The organism is Streptomyces sp. NPDC005820, from assembly GCF_040630255.1.
Taxonomy (GTDB): Bacteria; Actinomycetota; Actinomycetes; order Streptomycetales; family Streptomycetaceae; genus Streptomyces.
The window spans coordinates 101,421-125,583 of record NZ_JBEXXE010000033.1 but is presented as its reverse complement, the minus strand read 5'-3'; the positions used below and the strand labels follow the sequence as shown (position 1 = coordinate 125,583).

17 protein-coding genes are annotated in these 24,163 nt (G+C 70.2%); 11 read left to right on the top strand and 6 right to left on the bottom strand.

Annotated elements, in window-relative coordinates; genetic code table 11:
- Position 1: 1 nt before the first annotated feature.
- The 5 genes from mtrB (at position 2) to ABZ464_RS34475 (ending at position 7,066) form a co-directional block, all read left to right on the top strand.
- Positions 2-2,137, top strand: a complete 2,136-nt coding sequence (gene mtrB / locus ABZ464_RS34495) for an MtrAB system histidine kinase MtrB (RefSeq protein ID WP_359283694.1) — start codon at positions 2-4, stop codon at positions 2,135-2,137.
- Entirely contained in the window at positions 2,127-3,959 is a 1,833-nt protein-coding gene (locus tag ABZ464_RS34490) for an LpqB family beta-propeller domain-containing protein (RefSeq protein ID WP_359283691.1), read from the top strand. The genes mtrB and ABZ464_RS34490 overlap by 11 nt, the downstream gene beginning before the upstream one ends.
- Positions 3,960-4,132: 173 nt before the next feature.
- The gene (locus tag ABZ464_RS34485) at positions 4,133-5,092 is read left to right on the top strand and encodes a ComF family protein (protein ID WP_359283688.1); all 960 of its coding nucleotides are present in this window, start codon (positions 4,133-4,135) and stop codon (positions 5,090-5,092) included.
- Between the two features lie 314 nt (positions 5,093-5,406).
- Positions 5,407-6,099 (top strand): ribosome-associated translation inhibitor RaiA, encoded by a 693-nt coding sequence (gene raiA, locus ABZ464_RS34480; RefSeq protein WP_359283686.1) that lies wholly within the window; start codon positions 5,407-5,409, stop codon positions 6,097-6,099.
- 220 nt (positions 6,100-6,319) lie between these two features.
- Positions 6,320-7,066 (top strand): response regulator transcription factor, encoded by a 747-nt coding sequence (locus ABZ464_RS34475; RefSeq protein ID WP_055638882.1) that lies wholly within the window; start codon positions 6,320-6,322, stop codon positions 7,064-7,066.
- A gap of 6 nt (positions 7,067-7,072) precedes the next feature.
- Here the strand turns inward: ABZ464_RS34475 and ABZ464_RS34470 are convergent, their stop codons facing one another.
- Both ABZ464_RS34470 and ABZ464_RS34465 read right to left on the bottom strand, forming a co-directional pair.
- A complete protein-coding gene (locus tag ABZ464_RS34470) occupies positions 7,073-8,257 on the bottom strand; it encodes a crosslink repair DNA glycosylase YcaQ family protein (protein ID WP_359283683.1) in 1,185 nt (394 codons plus the stop codon).
- A 68-nt stretch (positions 8,258-8,325) separates the two neighbouring features.
- Positions 8,326-8,907: a GNAT family N-acetyltransferase gene (locus tag ABZ464_RS34465; RefSeq protein WP_359283681.1), complete on the bottom strand. Its 582-nt coding sequence runs from the start codon at positions 8,905-8,907 to the stop codon at positions 8,326-8,328.
- Positions 8,908-9,337: 430 nt separating this feature from the next.
- Here ABZ464_RS34465 and secA point away from each other — a divergent pair, with 430 nt between their 5' ends.
- A complete protein-coding gene (gene secA, locus ABZ464_RS34460) occupies positions 9,338-12,181 on the top strand; it encodes a preprotein translocase subunit SecA (RefSeq protein WP_359283679.1) in 2,844 nt (947 codons plus the stop codon).
- An 88-nt stretch (positions 12,182-12,269) separates the two neighbouring features.
- Here the strand turns inward: secA and ABZ464_RS34455 are convergent, their stop codons facing one another.
- On the bottom strand, positions 12,270-12,764 hold the full coding sequence (locus tag ABZ464_RS34455; protein ID WP_359283676.1) for an Rv3235 family protein: 495 nt from the start codon (positions 12,762-12,764) through the stop codon (positions 12,270-12,272).
- 649 nt (positions 12,765-13,413) lie between these two features.
- Here ABZ464_RS34455 and ABZ464_RS34450 point away from each other — a divergent pair.
- Together ABZ464_RS34450 and ABZ464_RS34445 are read left to right on the top strand one after the other, a co-directional pair.
- A complete protein-coding gene (locus ABZ464_RS34450; RefSeq protein ID WP_359283674.1) occupies positions 13,414-13,929 on the top strand; it encodes a hypothetical protein in 516 nt (171 codons plus the stop codon).
- 94 nt (positions 13,930-14,023) lie between these two features.
- The gene (locus tag ABZ464_RS34445; protein WP_359283672.1) at positions 14,024-14,695 is read left to right on the top strand and encodes an HAD family hydrolase; all 672 of its coding nucleotides are present in this window, start codon (positions 14,024-14,026) and stop codon (positions 14,693-14,695) included.
- A 43-nt stretch (positions 14,696-14,738) separates the two neighbouring features.
- Here ABZ464_RS34445 and ABZ464_RS34440 read toward each other — a convergent pair whose 3' ends face one another.
- Complete coding sequence (locus ABZ464_RS34440; RefSeq protein WP_359283671.1) at positions 14,739-15,305, bottom strand: DJ-1/PfpI family protein; 567 nt, start codon at positions 15,303-15,305, stop codon at positions 14,739-14,741.
- 520 nt (positions 15,306-15,825) lie between these two features.
- Here ABZ464_RS34440 and ABZ464_RS34435 point away from each other — a divergent pair.
- Positions 15,826-20,778 carry an NAD-glutamate dehydrogenase gene (locus tag ABZ464_RS34435; protein WP_359283668.1) on the top strand — a complete coding sequence of 1,651 codons (4,953 nt, stop codon included), beginning with the start codon at positions 15,826-15,828 and terminating at the stop codon, positions 20,776-20,778.
- Positions 20,779-20,838: 60 nt separating this feature from the next.
- On the opposite strand, the gene ABZ464_RS34430 is transcribed toward ABZ464_RS34435, so the two are convergent.
- Complete coding sequence (locus tag ABZ464_RS34430; protein WP_359283666.1) at positions 20,839-21,723, bottom strand: ABC transporter ATP-binding protein; 885 nt, start codon at positions 21,721-21,723, stop codon at positions 20,839-20,841.
- On the bottom strand, positions 21,716-22,636 hold the full coding sequence (locus tag ABZ464_RS34425) for an ABC transporter permease (RefSeq protein ID WP_359283664.1): 921 nt from the start codon (positions 22,634-22,636) through the stop codon (positions 21,716-21,718). Before ABZ464_RS34425 ends, ABZ464_RS34430 begins: the two co-directional genes overlap by 8 nt.
- A 195-nt stretch (positions 22,637-22,831) precedes the next feature.
- Here ABZ464_RS34425 and ABZ464_RS34420 point away from each other — a divergent pair, with 195 nt between their 5' ends.
- Both ABZ464_RS34420 and ABZ464_RS34415 read left to right on the top strand, forming a co-directional pair.
- Positions 22,832-23,458 carry a TetR/AcrR family transcriptional regulator gene (locus tag ABZ464_RS34420; protein WP_359283661.1) on the top strand — a complete coding sequence of 209 codons (627 nt, stop codon included), beginning with the start codon at positions 22,832-22,834 and terminating at the stop codon, positions 23,456-23,458.
- A 59-nt stretch (positions 23,459-23,517) separates the two neighbouring features.
- Entirely contained in the window at positions 23,518-24,162 is a 645-nt protein-coding gene (locus tag ABZ464_RS34415; RefSeq protein ID WP_359283658.1) for a response regulator transcription factor, read from the top strand.
- Position 24,163: the final 1 nt, after the last annotated feature.

The window sequence follows — 24,163 nt, the reverse complement described above, 5'->3', positions numbered from 1 at the left end:
CATGTCCGGGGACAGTGCCGCTTCGGCCCCCGGCCGGTCCGGGGTCCGACCGGAGCGGCCTGTCGGCCGGAAGACCATGGGTTCACGATTCGGGCGCCTCCTCGAGGGCGGACTGCTGCAGGGCGGCATGCAGGGCAGCCCCGTCCTGCGCCTGCTGCTGCGCTGGGTGCGCCGGCCGCTGCTGCCGGTCATGCGGCTGTGGCGGCGCAACATCCAGCTCAAGGTCGTCGCCACCACCCTGCTGATGTCCCTGGGCGTCGTCCTGCTGCTCGGCTTCGTCGTCATCGGGCAGGTCCGCAACGGACTGCTCGACGCCAAGGTCAAGGCCTCCCAGAGCCAGGCCGCCGGCGGATTCGCCGTCGCCAAACAGAAGGCCGACGAAGCGGTGGCCGCGGGCGGCGGCGACGGGAACGCCGTCGACAGAAGCTCCCCGCAGAACGTCACCGAATGGATGAGCGAACTCGTGTCGTCGCTGTCCAGCGGCGGCCAGGGCGCCTTCGACGTCGTCACCCTCCCCCCGGGCGACGCCAGCGGCGGCGGACCAGGACCCCGCTCCTCCGGCTACGTGGACCCCAACAAGAGCGTCCCCGAAGCCCTGCGCGACCACATCAACAGCAACGTCGGAGCAGCCCAGAGCTACTCCCGGATCCTCTACAGCAACGACAAGGACTCCCAGCCGGCCCTCGTCATCGGCAAACAGCTCAACGACCCCAACGGCGACCCCTACGAGCTGTACTACCTCTTCCCGCTCACACAGGAGGAGAAGTCCCTCAGCCTCGTCAAGGGCACCCTCGCGACCGCCGGGCTCTTCGTCGTCGTACTCCTCGGCGCGATCGCCTGGCTCGTCGTACGGCAGGTCGTCACGCCGGTGCGGATGGCCGCGGGGATCGCCGAACGGCTGTCCGCCGGGCGTCTTCAGGAACGGATGAAGGTCACCGGCGAGGACGACATCGCACGGCTCGGCGAGGCCTTCAACAAGATGGCGCAGAACCTCCAGCTGAAGATCCAGCAACTGGAGGACCTCTCCCGGATGCAGCGACGGTTCGTGTCCGACGTGTCGCACGAACTGCGCACGCCGCTGACCACCGTACGGATGGCCGCCGACGTCATCCACGAGGCGCGGGAGGACTTCGACCCCGTCACCGCGCGGTCCGCGGAACTCCTCGCCGACCAGCTCGACCGGTTCGAGTCCCTGCTCGCCGACCTGCTGGAGATCAGCCGCTTCGACGCCGGCGCCGCCGCCCTGGAGGCCGAACCCATCGACCTGCGCGAGGTCGTCCGGCGCGTCGTCAGCGGCGCCGCCCCCCTCGCCGACCGCAAGGGCACGACCATACGCGTCCTCGGCGACCAGCAGCCCGTCGTCGCCGAGGCCGACGCCCGGCGCGTCGAGCGCGTACTGCGCAACCTCGTCGTCAACGCCGTCGAACACGGCGAGGGCAAGGACGTCGTCGTCAAGCTCGCCGCCGCCGGAGGGGCCGTCGCCGTCGCCGTACGCGACTACGGCGTCGGACTCAAGCCCGGCGAGGCCACCCGCGTGTTCAGCCGCTTCTGGCGCGCCGACCCGGCACGCGCGCGTACCACCGGCGGCACGGGCCTCGGACTGTCCATCGCCCTGGAGGACGCCCGGCTGCACGGCGGCTGGCTGCAGGCCTGGGGCGAACCCGGCGGCGGCTCACAGTTCCGCCTCACCCTGCCCAGGACCGCCGACGAACCGCTGCGGGGCTCGCCGATACCCCTGGAACCCAAGGACTCGCGGCGCAACCGCGGCCTCGACGACCCCGGACAGGCCGGCCGGGCCGGCGAGAAGAGCGCCACCGTACCCGTGCAGCCCGCCAGGGAACCGCTCTCACCCGCGCACGCCCCGCTCGCGCCCCGCATGGCCACCGTCACGCCCACCGCCGACCCGACGGCCCTGCCCGGCAACGGCGCACGCGTGGTGCCCCGGCCCGCCGCCTCGGCCACCCGGAACACCGACGAAGCGGCCGGCGCCGGCGACAGCGCCCGGGAACGCACCGGCACCGCGCACGGCGACAGCGCCGGGGAACGCACCGACAGGGCACACAGCGACACCCCGGACCGGCCGGACGCCGGACCGCAGGGTCCGGACCAGCAAGGGGAGGCATTCCGTGGGCGCTGACCGCCCAAGGCGCGACCGGCGCACACCGGCGCGCGTGGTGGCGTACGCCGCCTGTGGCGTCGTACTGCTGGCCGGATGCGCCTCCATGCCCGACCGCGGCGATCTGCGCGACGTGGAGTCCACACCGCGCCAGGACACCCAGGTACGGGTCTTCGCCATGCCGCCCCGCGACGACGCACCGCCCTCGGAAATCGTCCAGGGCTTCCTCGAGGCCCTGACCAGCGACGACCCCAGCTACGCGACGGCACGGCAGTACCTGACCACCAAGGCCGCCCAGACCTGGCAACCGGAACGCGCCACCACCGTCCTCGCCGACGGGCCCGGCGCCGAGGCCGGACGGTCGGGCGACCGGGACGGCAACGACTACTTCTTCACCCTGACCGGCACCAAGGTCGCCACCGTCGACGCCCAGCAGTCGTACACGCCCGCCTCCGGCGGCTACAACCAGACGGTCCACCTCACCCGCGACAAGAAGACCGAACAATGGCGCATCGACGTGCTCCCCCAGGGAGTCGTCATGGGCAAATCGGACTTCCAGCGCAACTACATGTCCGTCAACAAGTACTACTTCGCCTCCAACACCACGGCAGCGGCCTCCGGGCAGCCCATGGCCGTCGCCGACCCCGTCTACGTACGTGAACGCGTCGACCCCACGACCCAGATGGTCCGCTCCCTGCTCGGCGGACCCACCAGCTGGCTCCGCCCCGTCGTCAGATCCAGCTTCCCCACCGGCACGGCACTGAAGAAGGGCGTCAGCGCACTCGCGCCCGACGACCAGAACAAGCTCACCGTCCCCCTCAACGACAAGGCGGCCAACACCGGCCGGAGCAAATGCTCCGAGATGGCCGCGCAACTCCTGTTCACCCTCCAGAGCCTCACCCCCACCGTGCAGGAGATCGCCCTGCGGGCAGGCGGCCGGCAACTGTGCTCGCTCAACGAGGAGCAGGCCGCCGCCGTCGCCGCCCGCGGCAGCGAGACCGACCCCGAGTACCTCTACTTCATCGACGGCCACCACCAACTCCTCCGCATGACCGCCGACGCCGGCGGCAACGCCAAGGCCGACCCGGTCCCCGGAGCACTCGGCGACGGCACCAAACCGCTGCTCTCGGTGGCCGTGGCCCGCGACGAACACAGCGCCGCCGGAGTCACCCTCGACGGCAAGAACCTCTACGTCACCTCCACCGTGGCCAGCAGCTCCCTCGGCGACCCCGTCCTCACCAGCACCGGCAAGACCGAGGCCGACCGCCTCACCACCCCCACCTGGGACGCCCAGGGCGACCTGTGGATCGCCGACCGCACCCCCGCCGACCCCCGCCTCCTGCTCCTGCAGAAGGGCCGGGGCAAGCCCGTCGAGGTCCTCACACCGCGCCTGGACGGCCGTATCAACGCCGTACGGGTCGCCGCCGACGGGGCGCGCATCGCGCTCGTCGTGGACAAGGACGGCAAGCAGTCCCTGCTCATCGGCCGCATCGAACGGGCCGCGGCCGGCGGGGACCAGCCGTCCGTGTCCGTACAGGAACTGCGCTCCGCCGCACCCGAATTGGAGCAGGTCACGGCCGTGGCATGGGCCGGAGACAGCCGCCTCGTCGTGGTCGGACAGGAAGCCGGCGGCGTCGAACAGGTGCAGTACGTCCAGTGCGACGGCTCGATCCCCGAGTCCGGCGCCCTGCCCGGTCTCACCGAGGTCACCAGCATCGCCGCCTCCGAGGACAGCGACAAACCGCTCTTCGCGACCTCCAAGGACGGACTGCTGTGGCTGCCCGGCGGGAGCGGCTGGCGCACCCTGAAGGAAACCGCCTCGGCCGCCTTTTATCCCGGGTGAACCCCACGGCGTCCGCCTTTCCGGGGCGGTCGTCCGATTTGGCCGGCTGAGCTGTCCGCGGGAGAGCTCGGTCGGCCTTTTTATCTGACTTACCGGTCGGTTTTCCACAGGGCGGCGCCCATGGTTTTCCACAGGGGTGGCCGACACCTTCCTCTCTCGGCACAGTGGAGCACGTGGAAGGCGTTCGCAGGTGGTGGCAGGAGCTCGCCGGCCTGGTCCTGCCGGCCGAGTGCGCGGGCTGCGGGCGGGACCGTACGGCGCTCTGCCCGCAGTGCCGGGGCGCGCTCCACGGAAACCCGCCACGAAGGGTACGGCCGACGCCGGAACCGGCCGGGCTGCCCGCCGTGCACGCGGCGGCGCCCTACGCGGACGAGGTCAGGGCCGTACTGCTGGCGCACAAGGAACGGGGTGGGCTGGGGCTGGCGGGAGTGCTGGGGGTGGCGTTGGCGGGGGCGGTGGGGGTGGGGTTGGGGGAGGCGGGGGAGGGGGAGGGGCCCCCGTCCCCACCCCTGTCCTCACCCCCGCCACCCCTCCTCCTCGTCCCCCTCCCCTCAGCCCCCGCCACCACCCGTGCCCGCGGTCACGATCCCGCTCGCCGTATCGCGCTTGCCGCGGCCGGTGAGCTGCGGCGGGCCGGGGTTCGGGCGCGGGTGGCTCCGGTGTTGCGGCAGCGCAGGGCGGTGGCCGATCAGGCGGGGCTGAACGCGCGTGAGCGGCAGGACAACCTGGTGGGTGCGCTGGCGGTGGTGCCCGGGGGCGGGCGGTTGTTGTGCGGGGGGCCGGTGGTGCTCGTCGACGACCTGATGACGACGGGTGCCTCGCTGGCGGAGGCGGCGCGGGCGGTACGGGCGGCGACGGCGGCGGAGCCCGCTGTGGTCCGCGCCGCCCTCGGGGTGACAGGGGTTCCTGGTGGGGAAGGTGCCCCCGGGGCGGCACGGGATACCGGTGCGGAGGGGGTCCTCGAGGGTGGTCGTGACGTGTCGGCCGTGTATGCGGGTGCCGGTCGGGAAGGGAGAGGGGTACGACGATCCGGGACGAGGGAGGGAGGTGGAGGGGTGAGGCGCGGTGGTGACGTGCTCTGCGCGGCCGTGGTCGCGGCGTCGCCGGATTCCTTCGGAATAAACCGGAACTGACTGAGAACTTGCGTCGTTGCAGGTAATGACAGGGTCAATTCACCTGAACGGAGGTACGGCGCAGTAGAGGGTGACGACATCCGTCCGAGCGAGATATGTTCGGTTGTGAGGGAAAGCCGCAGGCCACACCTCTCATATCCGAATGCCGTGCTGCGGGTTTTGGTAATCGTCCGTGGCACCTGGGGTGTAGATCTCGCCCATGGGGGAGGAGGAGGTGGAAGTCACCAAGTCCGAGGTTCCGGTGCTCACCGGGGCCTGGTGCAAAAGGGAGACGCTCCGCACTGAGGCGGAGTGATCCGGGAACGGAGTTCTGCGTGGACATCGTCGTCAAGGGCCGCAAGACCGAGGTGCCCGAGCGGTTCCGCAAGCACGTGGCCGAGAAGCTGAACCTGGAGAAGATCCAGAAGCTCGACGGCAAGGTGATCAGCCTCGACGTCGAGGTGTCCAAGGAGCCTAACCCCCGACAGGCCGACCGGTGCGAGCGAGTGGAGATCACACTGCGCTCCCGTGGCCCTGTGATCCGGGCGGAGGCCGCGGCCAGCGACCCGTATGCGGCACTCGACCTGGCGGCGGAGAAGCTGGACGCCCAGCTGCGCAAGCAGCACGACAAGCGGTACACGCGGCGTGGCGCACGCCGGCTCAGCGCGGCAGAGGTTCCCGACCACGTTCCGGGCGTGGCGACGCTCAACGGCAACGGACACCCCGTTCCGGCCGAAGCGTCGGACAGCGTGCCGACGAAGAAGATCGGTTCGCTGGAAGTGCAGGGCGATGGCCCCCTCGTGGTTCGCGAGAAGACCCACGTCGCCGCTCCGATGACTCTCGACCAGGCCCTCTACGAGATGGAACTGGTCGGCCATGACTTCTATCTGTTCGTCGACTCCGAGACCAAGCAGCCGAGCGTCGTCTACCGGCGCCACGCCTACGACTACGGCGTGATCCACCTCGACACGGACCCGATGGTCGCCCAGGTGCACTCTCCCGAGGCGGGCGGGGCGCTGGGCGGCTGACGGTGACCGACCCTGCCCGGTGACAGTGGTTGACGCGGTGTGCCCCTGGAGCGCGGTGTGCGCCCCCAGGGGCACCCGTGCGCGACCCCTTGAGGCAGCGCTCTGTCACCCCGTTGTCGTACGGGCATGGAATCATGGCCGGTGCGGCTCAATCGGTGGGCCGCAGCCTTGGGTTGGCGATGGCTCAGGACCACAGCCGCAGCCTTCAGGGGGAGGAACGATGGCGGACAGCTTCGGACCGATGCGGGACGAGGATGCCGACGACGGCGTCGTCGGCATGGGCCCGGACGCGGGTGCCTCACGCAAGGAGCCGATCAGAGTCCTTGTCGTGGACGACCACGCCCTGTTCCGCCGAGGGCTGGAGATCGTGCTCGCGGCCGAGGAGGACATCCAGGTCGTCGGTGAGGCGGGGGACGGCGCGGAGGCCGTGGACAAGGCGGCCGATCTGCTGCCGGACATCGTGCTGATGGATGTCCGGATGCCCAAGCGCGGCGGTATCGAGGCGTGCACCTCCATCAAGGAGGTGGCTCCCAGCGCGAAGATCATCATGTTGACGATCAGCGACGAGGAGGCCGACCTCTACGACGCGATCAAGGCGGGTGCGACGGGCTATCTCCTCAAGGAGATCTCGACGGACGAGGTCGCCACCGCGATCCGGGCGGTCGCGGACGGGCAGTCGCAGATCAGTCCGTCGATGGCGTCGAAGCTGCTCACCGAGTTCAAGTCGATGATCCAGCGCACCGACGAGCGCCGGCTGGTGCCCGCGCCCCGGCTGACGGACCGTGAGCTGGAGGTGCTCAAGCTGGTGGCGACGGGAATGAACAACCGGGACATCGCCAAGGAGTTGTTCATCTCCGAGAACACCGTGAAGAACCATGTGCGCAACATCCTGGAGAAGCTGCAGCTGCACTCCAGGATGGAGGCGGTGGTGTACGCGATGCGGGAGAAGATCCTCGAGATCCGGTGATGCCGGTCAGCGCAGGGCGGTGATCAGGGCGCGGGTCACCTCCTGGGTGAGGGCGTCGCGCAGTTCCGGGGCGTCGACCCGTTCCACCCGTACGTCCATGCAGTCCACCCAGCTCGCCGCCTCGACGAGGGCCTCCGCGACCGCGGGGACGGCCTTGGGGCTTTCCAGGGTGACCTGTCGGGCGACGAGGGTGCGGCCCTCGCGGGCCGGGTCCACGCGGCCCACGAGCCGGCCGCCGGCCAGGACGGGCATCGCGAAGTAGCCGTGGACCCGCTTGGGTTTGGGGACGTAGGCCTCGAGGCGGTGGGTGAAGCCGAAGATCCGCTCCGTGCGCGCCCGTTCCCAGATGAGTGAGTCGAACGGGGACAGCAGGGTGGTGCGGTGGCGGCCGCGCGCGGGTGTCGCCAGGGCCGCCGGGTCGGCCCAGGCCGGTTTGCCCCAGCCCTCGACCGTGACGGGGACCAGGCCCGAGTCGGCGATCACCGCGTCGACCTGTTCGCCCTTGAGGCGGTGGTAGTCGGCGATGTCCGCGCGCGTGCCGACGCCCAGGGACTGGCCGGCGAGGCGGACCAGGCGGCGCAGGCATTCGGCGTCGTCCAGTTCGTCGTGGAGCAGGTCGGCGGGGACGGCGCGCTCGGCGAGGTCGTAGACGCGTTTCCAGCCGCGGCGCTCCACGCAGACCACCTCGCCGTACATCAGGGCGCGTTCCACGGCGACCTTGGTGCCGGACCAGTCCCACCATTCGCTGGTCTTCTTCGCGCCGCCCAGTTCGGTGGCGGTGAGGGGGCCTTCGGCGCGGAGCTGTTTGACGACCTGGTCGTAGGTGCCCTCGGGGAGGTCGTGGTTCCAGTGGGGGCGGCCCCGGTAGGCGCGGCGGCGGAAGGCGAAGTGGGGCCATTCCTCGATGGGGAGGATGCACGCGGCGTGGGACCAGTACTCGAAGGCGTGGGCGTCCTTCCAGTAGGCGTCCTCGACGGTCGTCCGGCCCACGCGTCCGAGGCGGGCGTAGGGGATCAGTTCGTGGGAGCGGGCGAGGACGGAGATGGTGTCGAGTTGCACCGCGCCGAGGTGGCGGAGGATGCCGCGGACGCCGGCCTTGCGGTCGGGGCTGCCGAGGAACCCCTGGGCGCGCAGGGCGATCCTGCGGGCTTCGTCTGCGGAGAGCTCGGTTGCGGGGCGCGGGGTCGTCATGGGTCGCACGATAGGCGGTGGCACTGACAGCGCGGTGTGAGCTGGGGATTCGTCCGGCGGGGGTGTTCCTACGGCGTCCGGCGGGCCGGTGGCGGCAGGTAGGGGGCCGCCGAGGGGAGGCCGAGGTCGGAGGGGAGGAGGGAGCCGACCCAGCAGTCCCGTCGTACGCCCTTGTTGTTGAGGGCCGAGCGGAGGGTGCCCTCCAGGGTGAAGCCGGCGTGCTCGGCGACCGCTCGGGAGGCCCGGTTGCCGACTTCGGCGCGCCATTCGACGCGGTCGACGGCGAGGTGGGTGAAGGCCCAGCGGGTGGCGGTGAGGGTGGCCTCGGTGGTGTAGCCGCGGCCGCGGTGTTCCTTCGCGGCCCAGAAGCCGATCTCGGCGGTGCCGAGGGAGCGCATGGTGAGGCCGAGCATGCCGGTGAGGGTTCCGTCGGGGAGGAACACTCCGAAGGTGTACATGGAGGCGTCGGCCCAGCCGTCGGGGGCGACCTGTTCGGTGAAGCTGCGGGCGTGTTCGGGGAGGTAGGGGGAGGGGATGGTGGTCCAGCGCTGGATGTCGGGGTCCTGGGCTGCGGCGTGGACGGCGTCGGTGTCGTGGGGGCCGACGGGGCGCAGGACCAGGCGGTCGGTGGTGAGGGTGACGGGCTCCATCGGGAGATTGTGGTGGGGTCCGGCGGGCGGGCGCCATCGGTTTGCGGGCGGCGTCGGTGGGCGGGGTTCGCCGGCCGCGCGGGGCGTTGCGGGTGCATGTCGGTGCATGTCGGTGCGTGGGGGTGAGTGGGGGTGAGTGTGGGGCCGCGGGGTTCTGGGGCCGGGTGCGCAGGGCGCGGTCGTGTCGGTTTTGCGGGGCGTGAGCGGGTGATCACAATTCGCGTAATTCGTGGGTGGGGGGCGGCACTATCGGCGGGGGCAGGACGTTGTCCTGTTTGAAGAAGATTTTGGCGCGTGTGCGCGACAGTGCGCGGTCCTCGTCACGGCAGGCCTCCCGGCACGGCGGGGTCCTCGCATACGATGGCCGTTGCTCAGTAAGTCAAATGGAAACCGACCGTCCCAGGCCCGACCGGCAAGGAGACCAACCCCCGTGTCCGTCCTCTCGAAGATCATGCGTGCAGGCGAAGGCAAGATCCTGCGCAAGCTGCACCGCATCGCGGACCAGGTCAACTCCATCGAAGAGGACTTCGTCGACCTCTCCGACGCCGAGCTGCGGGCCCTCACCGAGGAGTACAAGCAGCGGTACGCCGACGGTGAGTCCCTGGACGACCTGCTGCCCGAGGCGTTCGCCACGGTGCGTGAGGCCGCGAAGCGTGCTCTGGGTCAGCGTCACTACGACGTGCAGATCATGGGTGGCGCGGCCCTGCACCTCGGCTATGTCGCCGAGATGAAGACCGGTGAGGGCAAGACCCTCGTCGGCACCCTGCCCGCGTATCTGAACGCCCTGTCCGGCAAGGGCGTCCACCTGATCACGGTCAACGACTACCTGGCCGAGCGCGACTCCGAGATGATGGGCCGCGTCCACAAGTTCCTGGGTCTGGAAGTCGGCTGCATCCTGGCCAACATGACGCCGGCCCAGCGGCGCGAGCAGTACGCGTGCGACATCACGTACGGCACGAACAACGAGTTCGGCTTCGACTACCTGCGCGACAACATGGCGTGGGCGAAGGACGAGCTGGTGCAGCGGGGCCACAACTTCGCCATCGTCGACGAGGTGGACTCCATCCTGGTCGACGAGGCGCGTACGCCGTTGATCATCTCCGGTCCGGCCGACCAGGCGACGAAGTGGTACGGCGACTTCGCCAAGCTGGTGACACGCTTGAAGAAGGGCGAGGCGGGCAACCCGCTGAAGGGCCTCGAGGAGACCGGCGACTACGACGTCGACGAGAAGAAGCGCACGGTCGCCATTCACGAGGCGGGCGTCGCCAAGGTCGAGGACTGGCTCGGCATCGACAACCTCTACGAGTCGGTGAACACGCCTCTGGTGGGCTACCTGAACAACGCCATCAAGGCGAAGGAGCTCTTCAAGAAGGACAAGGACTACGTCGTCATGGACGGCGAAGTCATGATCGTCGACGAGCACACCGGCCGTATCCTCGCCGGCCGCCGCTACAACGAGGGCATGCACCAGGCGATCGAGGCGAAGGAAGGGGTGGACATCAAGGACGAGAACCAGACCCTCGCCACGATCACCCTGCAGAACTTCTTCCGCCTCTACAAGCGGCACGACCACGACGGCAAGGAAGAGCCCGGTCTGTCCGGCATGACCGGTACGGCGATGACCGAGGCCGCCGAGTTCCACCAGATCTACAAGCTCGGCGTGGTGCCGATCCCGACGAACAAGCCGATGATCCGCAAGGACCAGTCGGACCTGATCTACCGCACCGAGGTCGCCAAGTTCGAGGCGGTCGTCGACGACATCGCGGAGAAGCACGAGAAGGGCCAGCCGATCCTCGTCGGCACGACGTCCGTCGAGAAGTCGGAGTACCTCTCGCAGCAGCTCTCCAAGCGCGGCATCCAGCACGAGGTGCTGAACGCCAAGCACCACGAGCGTGAGGCGTCGATCGTCGCCCAGGCGGGCCGCAGGGGCGCGGTGACGGTGGCCACCAACATGGCCGGCCGTGGTACGGACATCAAGCTCGGCGGCAACCCCGAGGACCTCGCGGACGCGGAGCTGCGCCAGCGCGGCCTGGACCCCGAGGAGCACATCGAGGAGTGGGCGCAGGCGCTTCCCGCCGCCCTGGAGAAGGCCGAGCAGGCCGTCAAGGCGGAGAAGGACGAGGTCGAGGAGCTCGGCGGGCTGTACGTGCTGGGCACCGAGCGGCACGAGTCGCGTCGTATCGACAACCAGCTGCGTGGTCGTTCCGGCCGTCAGGGCGACCCGGGCGAGTCCCGGTTCTATCTGTCGCTGGGTGACGATCTGATGCGTCTGTTCAAGGCGCAGATGGTCGAGCGCGTGATGTCGATGGCGAACGTCCCGGACGATGTGCCGATCGAGAACAAGATGGTCACGCGTGCGATCGCGTCCGCGCAGTCGCAGGTCGAGCAGCAGAACTTCGAGACCCGTAAGAACGTTCTGAAGTACGACGAGGTCCTCAACCGTCAGCGTGAGGTCATCTACGGTGAGCGGCGCCGTGTGCTGGAGGGCGAGGACCTGCACGAGCAGGTGCAGCACTTCATGAACGACACGATCGACGCGTATGTCTCCGCGGAGACCGCCGAGGGCTTCCCGGAGGACTGGGACCTGGACCGGCTGTGGGGCGCGTTCAAGCAGCTGTACCCGGTGAAGATCACCGTGGAGGAGCTGGAGGAGGCGGCGGGTGACCGGGCCGGTCTGACCGCCGAGTTCATCTCCGAGTCCATCAAGGACGACATCCACGACCAGTACGAGTCGCGTGAGGCGCAGCTCGGCTCGGAGATCATGCGTGAGCTGGAGCGCCGGGTCGTGCTGTCGGTCCTGGACCGCAAGTGGCGTGAGCACCTCTACGAGATGGACTACCTCCAGGAGGGCATCGGTCTGCGCGCGATGGCGCAGAAGGACCCGCTGGTGGAGTACCAGCGTGAGGGCTTCGACATGTTCTCCGCGATGATGGACGGCATCAAGGAGGAGTCGGTCGGCTACCTGTTCAACCTGGAGGTCCAGGTCGAGCAGCAGGTCGAGGAGGTTCCGGTCGAGGATGCCGAGCCGGTCGACCTGGAGAAGCAGGACGTGGTGCCGGCGCAGGCGGGTGCGCGTCCCGAGATCCGCGCCAAGGGGCTGGACGCTCCGCAGCGGCGGAACCTGCACTTCTCCGCGCCGACCGTGGACGGCGAGGGCGGCACCATCGAGGGTGAGTTCGACGCCGACGACGAGCCGGTGCGCTCGGAGGCGGACGGTCTCACGCGCGCGGAGCGCCGTAAGCAGGCGAAGGCCCGGGGGCGTCGTAAGAAGTAGTCGCCTGCGGGAGTGAGGGCCGGGTCGCCTTGGGGGGCCCGGCCCTTTCGTGTGTCCGGCCGGGGCGGGACGGTTCAGTTCAGTCGTCTCAGTCGTCCTGGTCGCGGGGCCTGCGGGGGCCGTCGAGTTCCACTGCGGTGCAGCGCCAGCGGTGGTCGGTGCCGAGTTCCAGGCGGAAGGCCATGGCGCGGAGTCGCTCGCCGGTGCCGATGCGGGCGAAGGCCTCGATGGCGCCGGCGCGGGGGACGTAGTAGCCGATGTCCCGGACGGTGGGGGTGCCGGCGCCGCGGGGGGTGCGCAGGGGGCCGTGTTCGGCGAGGTGGGAGAGGTCGTCGTAGGCGCTGCCCAGGGTGTGGCGGAGCATCGAGTGGACGGGGCGTCGGCCGGTGAGGACGGCGAGGAGGCGGTCGGCGAAGAGATCGGTGGGGCGGGGCTGGGGCGGGGCGGGGGTGTTGGGGTAGCGCGTTGCGGGGGCTTGGGGCGCATGGGCCTGGCGGGTGCGGGGTGGGGTGCCTGCGGGGCGGCGGGGGTCGCGGCGGCCCGGTGGGCGGGTGCCGGCGGTGCCGGGTGCCGCTGCGCCCACCCGTGCCGCCCCAGCGGCACGACTGCCCGCAGCTACGTCGGTGGCAGGAGCGCCCGCGGCTACGCCAGCGGCACGACTGCCCGCGAGCGTTCCGGTGGCAGGGGCGCCCGCGAGCGTGCCGGCAGCAGGACTGCCCGCAGCTACGCCGGTGACAAGGGTGTCAGCCACCGCGGCGGTCGCAGGGGTGCCCGCTGCCGTACCCGCCCCCGCGCCAGGGGCAGGAGCGCCCGCCACCGCCCCGGTGGCAGGGGTGGCCGGCGTGTGCCGCTCGGTCGGTGTGGTGGTGGCTCGGTTGGTAGGGGTGTGGGTCCTCGTCATGACCTTGTTCATCGTGTCCCCGTTGGATCGACTTGATGGGCCCGGCCTTCTACCGGTCGGTAACTTGCCGTCGTCGATCTTGTACGTGGTCGCGGTGAGTGAGGGCAAGGGGGCGGAAAGTAGCCGAGGGGGTGGCGGGTGGTTCACCTATCAGGGTGGTCGGGGGAGGGGAAAGTCCCGGTGAGGGCGGTGTGGGGGGTGAATTTCGAGGCGTGGGGTGGACGCGTTCCGGTGTGTGGGGAGGGGCCCGAAAGGGGACGGCCGCACGTATCCTGAAGGTCCTCCGGGCCGAGCGTCCGGGCCGAATCCGACGACGAAAGAGCGGCCTGCCATGCGCGTCTACGTCCCCCTGACCCTCCCCGGCCTCGCCGAGGCGCACAAGACGGGGGAGCTGGGGTCCGGGCCGCTCGTCGCCTACGCCGTCACGCCCGCGTTGCGCGAGTGGTATTCGTCCGACGACATCGAGGAACTGGAGTACGCGGCGCTGAGCCGGGCCGCGCTCGCCTCGCTCCGGCTGCTCGCGGCGGACCCGGGTGCCCCGCGCCGCAGGGTCGTGGTCGCCGTCGACGTACCCGACCGCGCGACCGAGGTGGACCCCGACCGGGGGCTGGATCCGGCGGCGCTCGGTGAGATGCGGGTGTCTGGGGGCGTACGGCTGTCCAAGGCGGCCGCGGTGCATGTGGACGCCGGGGACGCGGAGGCGGATGTCACCGCGGCGGTGGAGGCGCTCGGGGCGGCGGACGGCGGGGACGACGACGCGCAGTTCGTGGTGGACGGGGCCGAGGACCATGAGCTGCTGTGGTTCGCCACGCAGGAGATCCCGAACCTGGTGGGCGCCGGAAGCTGAGGGGTGCGGGGGCGCAGGAGGGGCGGGTGCCGCGGGCGGGGGCGCCCGGTGGCCTCCGCTCTTGATTGTCAGTGCGGGCGGGTACGTTTGCTGCATGGGGAAGCAGCAGGTGGCGGCGCACATCGTCTGGGACTGGAACGGGACACTGCTCAATGACAACGACGCGATCATAGGGGCGACGAACGCGGCGTTCGCGGAGCTGGGGCTGGAGCCGCTGACGCTGGAGCGGTACCGGGCGCTGTACTGCGTGCCGGTGCCGAAGTTCTACGAGCGGCTCATGGGCCGGCTGCCGACGGACGCCGAGTGGGAGCTCATGGACGAGGTCTTCCATCGGTACTACGCGGAGCACCGGGTGGGATGCGGGCTCACCGAAGGGGCGGTGGAGCTGCTCATGGGGTGGCGTTCGGCGGGGCACAGCCAGTCCCTGCTGAGCATGTATGTGCACGAGGAGCTGGTGCCGGTGGTGCGCGGCTTCGGGATAGAGCCGCACTTCGTGCGGGTGGACGGGCGGGTCGGGCCGTCCGGGGGGAGCAAGGCGGAGCACATGGTGCGGCATCTCGCCGCGCTGGGGAAGTCGGTGGAGCCCGCCCGGACCGTGGTGATCGGGGACGCCGCCGACGACGCGGTGGCGGCGCTGCACGCGGGGGCACGGGCCGTGCTCTACACCGGCGGCTCGCACAGCCGGGCGAGCCTGGAGGCGGTGGGCGTGCCGGTGGTGGACACGCTCGCGGAAGCGGTGGAGGTCGCCTTGCGGGCGGCCGCGTGACGGTGCGGCGCCCCGGGAGAGCCGGCGCCGCACCCGGGAAAGGTCAGGTCGCCGGGGTCTTCGCGCGCAGCACCTTGAGGAACTCACGCATCCACGCCGGGTGGTCGGGCCAGGCGCGGGACGAGACGAGGGTGCCGTCGACCACGGCCTCGGTGTCCTGGAAGGTGGCGCCGGCCGTCTGCATGTCGATCTCCAGCGCGGGATAGGCGGTGACCCGGCGACCGCTCAGCGCGTCGGCGGCCGCGGTGAGCAGTGGACCGTGGCAGATCTGGGCGACGGGTTTGTCGGCGTCGAAGAACGACTTGAGGATCTTGCGGAGTTCGGGGTCGTTGCGCAGGTACTCCGGGGCGCGGCCGCCGGGGATGACGACGGCGGCGTACTGCCCGGGGTCGACCTCGGAGAAGGCCAGGTCGGCGGGCCAGGTGTAGCCGGGTTTCTCGGTGTAGGTGTCGAAGCCGGGTTCGAAGTCGTGGACGACGAACCGGAGCTTCTTGCGGGTGGGGGCGGCGATGTGGACCTCGTAGCCCTCCTCCAGCAGACGCTGGTAGGGGTAGAGGACTTCCAGGGACTCCGCCGCGTCGCCGGTGACGATGAGGATCTTCGCGGACATGGTGCGGCTCCTCTCTCGGGGGCGCTTCCAGCCTCAGGGTCCCTCGGCGGCGGCACCGGCGTCGACCTCCCCTGTCCGTTTTCCCTCCCCGCCCTGTGCAGAACGTCAAAGTTCTGCCCCCTGTTTTGTACACATACGGCTCATGACGGGCCCCCGGTGGGGAGCGATAGCCTTAGTGGCGTGATCAGCGCGATAGTTCGCGGGGGTTCTGTTGCCCCTGCCCTGCGCCCGGTGCGTGCGGACCATCTCCGCGGCCGGGCGGCGGACGCTGGTTCTTGCGGGCGGGACAGGGGCGCAAGGGGCCCCGGGACGCCGTACACACTCGGGGAAGACGCGGCGCGGAGAGCAGCGTCACACCTCGCGGCGGTGTCGAGAATGGCCGATAACCCCCCGCTCATCTCGCCTTGCGGCATAGCGTCGGAGCAGACCGGAGACCCCGGGCCGTGGCGTCGAGTCGCAAGGGAAGAGACCGTACTTCCTTCTACGTCACGCAACGGCGCGCGACAGGAGTCAGAGGACAATGCAGACCAAGCTGGACGAAGCCAAGGCCGAGCTGCTCGAGAGGGCGGCGCGGGTCGCTGAGAACAGCCCGGTCGGGGGGTACCTACCGACTGGGACGACGAGCGAGGGCACGCCAGGAGCTCCGGGCACCACGGACCACGACGCCCTGCTCACGTTCCTCCAGCGCTACTACCTGCACACCGCCCCGGAGGACCTCAAGGACCGCGACCCGGTCGATGTCTTCGGAGCCGCTCTCTCCCACTACCGGCTGGCCGAGAACCGGCCGCAGGGAACCGCCAACGTCCGGGTCCACACGCCGACCGTCGAGGAGAACGGCTGGACCTGCAGCCACTCCGTCGTCGAGGTCGTCACCGACGACATGCCCTTCCTCGTCGACTCCGTCACCAACGAGCTGACCCGGCAGGGGCGCGGCATCCACCTCGTCGTGCACCCGCAGGTCGTGGTGCGCCGCGATGTGACCGGAAAGCTCATCGAGGTGCTGGGCGGCGCGCGCGCCGGTGTGCTTCCGCACGACGCGCACGTCGAGTCGTGGATCCATGTCGAGATGGACCGCGAGACCGACCGCGCCGACCTCAAGCAGGTCACCGCCGATCTGCTGCGGGTGCTCTCCGACGTGCGGGAGGCCGTCGAGGACTGGGAGAAGATGCGGGATTCGGCGCTGCGCATCGCCGACGGCCTCGTCGAGGAGCCCCGGCCCGGCGATCTGCCCTCCGCCGATGTCGAGGAGGCGCGTGAGCTGCTGCGCTGGCTCGCCGCCGACCACTTCACCTTCCTCGGCTACCGCGAGTATCAGCTGCGCGAGGACGACTCCCTCGCGGCCGTGCCCGGCACCGGCCTCGGCATTCTGCGCGCCGACCCGCACCACGCCGGCGAGGACGCCCACCCGGTCAGCCCGTCGTTCGAGCGACTGCCGGCCGACGCCCGCGCCAAGGCCCGTGAGCACAAGCTGCTCGTCCTGACCAAGGCCAACAGCCGGGCCACCGTGCACCGGCCGTCGTACCTCGACTATGTCGGCGTCAAGAAGTTCGACGCCGAGGGGAACGTCGTCGGGGAGCGGCGCTACCTCGGACTGTTCTCCTCCGCCGCCTACACCGAGTCCGTGGTGCGGGTCCCGGTCGTGCGGCGCAAGGTCGACGCCGTCCTGACGGGCGCCGGGTTCTCGCCCAACAGCCACGACGGGCGCGACCTGCTCCAGATCATGGAGACCTACCCGCGCGACGAGCTCTTCCAGACCCCGGTCGACGAGCTGCGGTCCATCGTCACCTCCGTGCTGTATCTGCAGGAGCGGCGCCGGCTGCGGCTCTACCTGCGCCAGGACGAGTACGGGCGCTACTACTCGGCGCTCGTCTACCTGCCCCGCGACCGCTACACCACCGGTGTCCGGCTGCGGATCATCGACATCCTGAAGGAGGAGCTCGCCGGGACGAGCGTCGACTTCACCGCCTGGAACACCGAGTCGATCCTGTCCCGGCTGCACTTCGTGGTCCGGGTCGCGCCGGGCACCGAGCTGCCGGAGCTGTCCGAGTCCGACAAGGACCGCATCGAGGCGCGTCTCGTCGAGGCCGCCCGGTCCTGGGCCGACGCGTTCGCCGAGGCGCTCACCGCCGAACTCGGCGAGGAGCGGGCCGCCGAGCTGCTGCGCCGCTACAACAGCGCCTTCACCGAGGGCTACAAGGCCGACCACACCCCGCGCGCCGCGGTCGCCGACCTCGTCCACCTCGAACGGCTCACCGAGGAGCAGAGCTTCTCGCTCAGCCTGTACGAGCCGGTGGGCGCCGCGCCCGACGAGCGCCGCTTCAAGATCTACCGCAAGGGCGACGCGATCTCCCTGTCGGCGGTGCTGCCGGTGCTGAACCGGCTCGGTGTCGAGGTCATCGACGAGCGGCCGTACGAACTGCGCTGCTCGGACCGGTCGGTGGCCTGGATCTACGACTTCGGGCTGCGCATCCCCAAGGCGCTGGGCGGCGGGACCACCGATCTGCTCGGCGACGACGGGCGTGAGCGGTTCCAGGAGGCGTTCGCCGCGACCTGGACCGGCCAGGCGGAGAACGACGGGTTCAACGCGCTGGTGCTGGGCGCCGGGCTGAACTGGCGGCAGGCGATGGTGCTGCGCGCCTACGCCAAGTACCTGCGGCAGGCCGGGTCCACGTTCAGCCAGGACTACATGGAGGACACCCTCCGTACGAACGTCCACACCACCCGGCTGCTGGTCTCCCTGTTCGAGGCGCGGATGTCGCCGGGCCGGCAGCGGGCCGGGCTGGAGATCGTCGACGCGCTCCTGGAGGAGCTCGACGCGGCGCTCGACCAGGTGGCGTCCCTCGACGAGGACCGGATCCTGAGGTCCTTCCTCACCGTCATCAAGGCGACCCTGCGCACCAACTTCTTCCAGACCGGCAAGGACGGCACGCCGCACGCGTACGTGTCGATGAAGTTCGACCCGCAGGCCATCCCGGATCTGCCGGCGCCGCGGCCGGCGTTCGAGATCTGGGTGTACTCGCCCCGGGTGGAGGGCGTGCACCTCAGGTTCGGGAAGGTCGCGCGCGGTGGTCTGCGCTGGTCGGACCGGCGGGAGGACTTCCGTACGGAGATCCTCGGCCTGGTCAAGGCGCAGATGGTGAAGAACACCGTCATCGTGCCGGTCGGCGCCAAGGGCGGCTTCGTCGCCAAGCAGCTGCCCGACCCGGGCGTGGACCGTGACGCGTGGCTCGCCGAGGGCATCGCCAGCTACCGCACCTTCATCTCGGCGCTGCTCGACATCACCGACAACATGGTCGCCGGGGAGGTCGTGCCGCCGGCCGACGTCGTACGGCACGACGAGGACGACACCTATCTGGTGGTCGCGGCCGACAAGGGCACGGCGACGTTCTCCGACATCGCCAACGAGGTCGCCGGATCGTACGGCTTCTGGCTCGGGGACGCGTTCGCCTCCGGCGGCTCGGCCGGCTACGACCACAAGGCGATGGGCATCACCGCCCGCGGCGCCTGGGAGTCCGTGAAGCGGCACTTCCGTGACCTGGGCGTCGACACCCAGGTCGAGGACTTCACGGTCGTCGGCATCGGTGACATGTCCGGTGACGTGTTCGGCAACGGCATGCTGCTGTCCGAGCACATCCGCCTGGTCGCCGCCTTCGACCACCGGCACATCTTCATCGACCCGAACCCGGACGCCGCGGCCTCCTACGCCGAGCGCCGCCGGCTGTTCGAGCTGCCCAGGTCGAGCTGGGCCGACTACAACAGCGAGCTGATCTCCTCCGGCGGCGGTGTCTTCCCCCGGACGGCGAAGGCGATCCCCGTCAACGCGCACATCCGGGAGGCCCTCGGCATCGAGGGCAAGGTCGCCAAGCTGACCCCGGCCGAGCTGATGAAGGCGATCCTCTCCGCGCCGGTGGACCTGCTGTGGAACGGCGGCATCGGCACGTACGTCAAGGCGAGCACCGAGTCGAACGCCGACGTCGGCGACAAGGCCAACGACCCGATCCGCGTCGACGGCCAGGACCTGCGCGTCAAGGTCGTCGGCGAGGGCGGCAACCTGGGGCTGACCCAGCTCGGCCGGATCGAGTTCGCCCGCCAGGGCGGCCGGATCAACACCGACGCCATCGACAACAGCGCGGGCGTGGACACCTCCGACCACGAGGTGAACATCAAGATCCTGCTCAACGGGCTGGTCACGGACGGCGACATGACCGTCAAGCAGCGCAACAAGCTGCTCGCCGAGATGACCGACGAGGTCGGCGCGCTGGTCCTGCGCAACAACTACGCGCAGAACACGGCGATCGCCAACGCCCTCGCCCAGTCCAAGGACATGCTCCACGCCCAGCAGCGCTTCCTGCGCCACCTGGTGCGCGAGGGGCACCTCGACCGGGCGCTGGAGTTCCTGCCGACCGACCGGCAGATCCGTGAGCGCCTCGGCTCCGGCCACGGCCTGACCGGCCCGGAGACGGCCGTCCTGCTGGCGTACACGAAGATCACCGTCTCGGACGAGCTGCTGCAGACCTCCCTGCCGGACGACCCCTATCTGCGCGGCCTGCTGTACGCGTACTTCCCGACCGCGCTGCGCGAGCAGTTCCCGGAGCACATCGACAGCCACCCGCTGCGCCGTGAGATCACCACGACCGTGCTGGTCAACGACACGGTCAACACGGGCGGTACGACGTATCTGCACCGGCTGCGGGAGGAGACCGGGGCCTCGCTGGAGGAGATCGTGCGGGCGCAGACCGCGGCCCGGGCGATCTTCCGGTCGGCGCCGGTGTGGGACGCGGTGGAGGAGCTGGACAACACGGTCGAGGCGGCCGTGCAGACCCGGATCCGGCTGCACTCGCGCCGGCTCGTGGAGCGCGGCACGCGCTGGCTGCTCAACAACCGGCCGCAGCCGCTGCAGCTCGCCGAGACCGTCGACTTCTTCGCCGAGCGTGTCGAGCAGGTGTGGTCGCAGCTGACCAAGCTGCTGCGCGGCGCGGACCTGGAGTGGTGGCAGAAGATCTACGACGAGCTGAGCGGTGCCGGTGTGCCGGACGAGCTGGCGTCGCGGGTGGCCGGGTTCTCCTCCGCCTTCCCGGCGCTGGACATCGTGTCGGTGGCCGACCGGATGGGCAGGGACCCGCAGGACGTCGCCGAGGTCTACTACGACCTCGCGGACCGGCTGCACATCACCCAGCTGATGGACCGCATCATCGAGCTGCCGCGGGCCGACCGCTGGCAGTCCATGGCCCGCGCCTCCATCCGCGAGGACCTCTACGCGGCCCATGCGGCGCTGACCGCGGACGTCCTGGCCGTCGGCAACGGCACCTCGACGCCCGAGCAGCGGTTCAAGGCGTGGGACGAGAAGAACGCGGCGATCCTGGGGCGGGCGCGGACGACCCTGGAGGAGATCCAGAGCTCGGAGACGTTCGACCTGGCGAACCTGTCGGTGGCGATGCGGACGATGCGGACGCTGCTGCGGACGCATTCGTAAGCGGCCCATGCAAGAGGGGCGCCCCCCGAGCGGGGGCGCCCCTTTGTGCTGAGTGCCTGCTCAGACCGTCGCCGAAGGATTGGGGGCGGGCTTCGCCGCCGGCTTCTTCGGGGCGGGCTTCTTCTTGGCCTTCAGGTCGCCGCTGAACTCCTCGTAGGCGTCCATGACCTCCTCCGTCGGCCCGTCCATCCGCAGCTCGCCGCGCTCCAGCCACAGCACGCGTTCGCAGGTCTCGCGGATCGAGCTGTTGCTGTGGCTGACGAGGAACACCGTGCCGGCGTGCTCGCGCATCTCACGGATGCGGTCGGCGGAGCGCTTGCGGAACAGGGCGTCACCGGTGGCGAGGGCCTCGTCGATGAGGAGGACGTCGTGGTCCTTGGCGGCGGCGATGGAGAACCGCAGCCGCGAGCCCATGCCGGAGGAGTACGTGCGCATGGGAAGGGAGATGAAGTCGCCCTTGTCGTTGATGCCGGAGAATTCGACGATCTGCTGGTAGCGCTCCCGGATCTGTTCCTTCGACATGCCCATGGCCAGGCCGCCGAGGTAGACGTTGCGCTCGCCGGTGAGGTCGCCCATGAGGGCCGCGTTGACGCCGAGGAGGGAGGGCTGGCCGTCGGTGTAGATCCGGCCCCGCTCCACCGGCAGCAGGCCGGCGACGGCCTTGAGGAGGGTCGACTTGCCGGAGCCGTTGGTGCCGATCAGACCGATGGCCTCGCCCTTGTAGGCGATGAAGGAGACGTTCTTCACGGCGTGCACCAGCCGGGTGCCGGCCGCCTTCTCGCTCTGCTTGCGGCGCAGGATGCGGTTGAGGGCGGCGGTGGCGCTGCCCCGGCCGCTGGAGGTGCCGTTGACCCGGTAGACGATGTCGACGTGGTCGGCGATGACGGTGGGGGCCCGCTCGTCGGCGAGGTCGAAGGGCTCGGTGCGGGGGGTGTTGTCAGCCACGGCCGTACGTCTCCTCAGCCTTCCAGAAGTAGATGAAGCCGCCGACGCCGGAGAGCACGGCCCAGCCGGCCGCCCACGCCCACACGTGCGGCGGCAGCTGGCCGGCACCGAAGGTGTCGATCAGCGAGAAACGCATCAGGTCGATGTAGACGGCCGCCGGGTTGGCGCGCAGCACGTCCACGACCCAGGACGGCAGTCCGGTGTGCTTGCTGAGCAGCTTGTCGATGCTCCACATCACGCCCGAGACGTACATCCAGGTGCGCAGGACGAACGGCATCAGCTGGGCGATGTCGGGGGTCTTCGCGCCCGCCCGGGCCATGATCAGCGACATGCCCGTGTTGAAGAGGAACTGGAGCAGCAGGACGGGGAGGACCAGCACCCAGGACAGCGCCGGCGGGACGCCCACCAGGAACAGGATGATCAGCAGTGCGGCCATCGAGAACAGCAGCTGCTGGAGCTGTTGCAGACACATCGAGATCGGCAGCGCGGCGCGCGGGAAGTGCAGGGCCCGCACCAGGCCGATGTTGCCGGAGATGGCCCGGGTGCCCGACATGATCGAGCTCTGGGTGAACGTCCACACGAACACGCCCGTGACCAGGAAGGGGATGTAGTCCGGGACGCCCTTCTTGGTCTGCAGCAGCACGCCGAAGATGAAGTAGTAGACCGCCGCGTTCAGCAGGGGGGTCATCACCTGCCAGATCTGGCCCAGCTTCGCGTCGCTGTACTGCGAGGTGAGCTTGGCGGTGGCGAACGCGGTGATGAAGTGACGGCGCGCCCACAGCTGGCGGATGTACTGGGGCAGGGAGGGGCGGGCACCGCTGACCGCGAGGCCGTGACGGGCGGCGAGGGCCGCCAGGTCGTCGTCGGGCGTGTCGGCCTGTGTCATGGGCGGTGTGTGGAGTACCTGGCTCACATCCGCTGCTTTCATTCGGGGGGTGGGGGTGCGAGTGCGGCCGTACCGGTTGCACTCTGCCGTCGCCCGGCGTTCTCTTACTTTTCTCTTCACGTTTTCTTACGTCGGGACGGGACCGTATCGTCGCAACGTGAGCGTAGGCCTATTCGACGTCGGAACGCAACCGTTTCGTCGTAACGCCCTATGCTGGACGGCATGACGACGAACGCAGGCGAACCGCAGGCGAAGCCGCGCCGCCGGGCTCCCGCGGGCGCGGCCGTGCTCCGCGAGGATGTGACGGAAGCCATCCGGGCGGCCGTGTTCGAGGAGCTGGCGACCGTCGGCTACGCGCGGATGTCCATCGAGGGCATCGCCCGGCGCGCCGGCGTGGGCAAGACCGCGGTGTACCGGCGCTGGCGCTCCAAGCTGCACCTGGTCCTCGACCTCCTCTCGGCGCTCGCCGTGCAGGGCCTGCCGGCCCCGGAGACGGGCAGCCTGGAGGGCGACCTGCGGATGTTGTACGAGGTGACCTCCCGGGCGCTGCGGCACCCTGCGGCCTCGCAGATCATCCCGGACCTGCAGGCGGAGGCGGCCCGCAACCCCGAGATCGCCGAGGCGCTGCAGAAGACGCTGCGGGAGGGCCAGGAGGGGGTCGCGCTGAAGATCGTGGCGGCGGCGGAGCAGCGCGGTGAGGTCCGGATGGGCCTGGACGACGAGCTGGCGCTCGATCTGATCTCCGGTCCGCTTTACTGGCGTTCGGTGGTGATCCGCAGTCCGAAGCTGCCCAAGGGCTATCTGGGCGCGCTGGCGCGGGCCACCGCGGAGGCGATCAAGGCGCTGTGACCGGGGAACTCCGGGCGCAGTGGCGGGAGTCGGCGGCGGTCGACGGGAGTCGAGGTGGCATGAGAGTCGTGTTGGCCGAGGACAACGCCCTGCTCAGGGAGGGCCTCGTCCTGTTGCTGACGTCGGCCGGGCACGAGGTGGTGGCCGTCGCCGGTTCCGGTCCCGAGGTCCTGCCTGCGCTGCTGGAGCACCGCCCCGATGTGGCCGTGCTCGATGTGCGGATGCCGCCGGGCTTCCGCGACGAGGGGCTGCGCGCCGCCCTGGAGGCCCGCGAGAGGATCCCCGGACTGCCGGTGCTGGTGCTCTCCCAGTACGTCGAGGAGTCCTACGCGGCCGAACTGCTCGGCGGCGGCGCGAACGGCGTCGGCTATCTGCTCAAGGACCGCGTGGGCCGCGTCGACGAGTTCCTCGACGCCCTGCAACGGGTCGCGGGCGGCGGTACGGCACTGGACCCCGAGGTGGTCACCGAACTGCTGACCCGGCGCAAGGACTCCCCTCTCGACCAGCTCACCCCGCGCGAGCGCGAGGTGCTCAAACTGATGGCCGAGGGCCACGACAACACCACCATCGCGGGCACGCTCGTCATCACCGAGCGCTCGGTCAGCAAACACATCGGCAACGTGTTCCTGAAGCTGGGCCTGCCGCCGAGCGACAGCGGGCACCGCCGGGTGCTGGCGGTGCTGGCGTATCTCAACAACGCCTAGA

What these genes read in the sequence shown, in the direction of transcription:
- ABZ464_RS34445 (WP_359283672.1), top strand. Translation starts at nt 14,024, where the DNA reads ATGGGGAAGCAGCAGGTGGCGGCGCACATCGTCTGGGACTGGAACGGG.
- ABZ464_RS34470 (WP_359283683.1), bottom strand. Translation starts at nt 8,257, where the DNA reads ATGACGACCCCGCGCCCCGCAACCGAGCTCTCCGCAGACGAAGCCCGC.
- ABZ464_RS34475 (WP_055638882.1), top strand. Translation starts at nt 6,320, where the DNA reads ATGGCGGACAGCTTCGGACCGATGCGGGACGAGGATGCCGACGACGGC.
- ABZ464_RS34420 (WP_359283661.1), top strand. Translation starts at nt 22,832, where the DNA reads ATGACGACGAACGCAGGCGAACCGCAGGCGAAGCCGCGCCGCCGGGCT.
- ABZ464_RS34465 (WP_359283681.1), bottom strand. Translation starts at nt 8,907, where the DNA reads ATGGAGCCCGTCACCCTCACCACCGACCGCCTGGTCCTGCGCCCCGTC.
- ABZ464_RS34440 (WP_359283671.1), bottom strand. Translation starts at nt 15,305, where the DNA reads ATGTCCGCGAAGATCCTCATCGTCACCGGCGACGCGGCGGAGTCCCTG.
- ABZ464_RS34415 (WP_359283658.1), top strand. Translation starts at nt 23,518, where the DNA reads ATGAGAGTCGTGTTGGCCGAGGACAACGCCCTGCTCAGGGAGGGCCTC.
- ABZ464_RS34435 (WP_359283668.1), top strand. Translation starts at nt 15,826, where the DNA reads ATGCAGACCAAGCTGGACGAAGCCAAGGCCGAGCTGCTCGAGAGGGCG.
- mtrB (WP_359283694.1), top strand. Translation starts at nt 2, where the DNA reads ATGTCCGGGGACAGTGCCGCTTCGGCCCCCGGCCGGTCCGGGGTCCGA.
- ABZ464_RS34450 (WP_359283674.1), top strand. Translation starts at nt 13,414, where the DNA reads ATGCGCGTCTACGTCCCCCTGACCCTCCCCGGCCTCGCCGAGGCGCAC.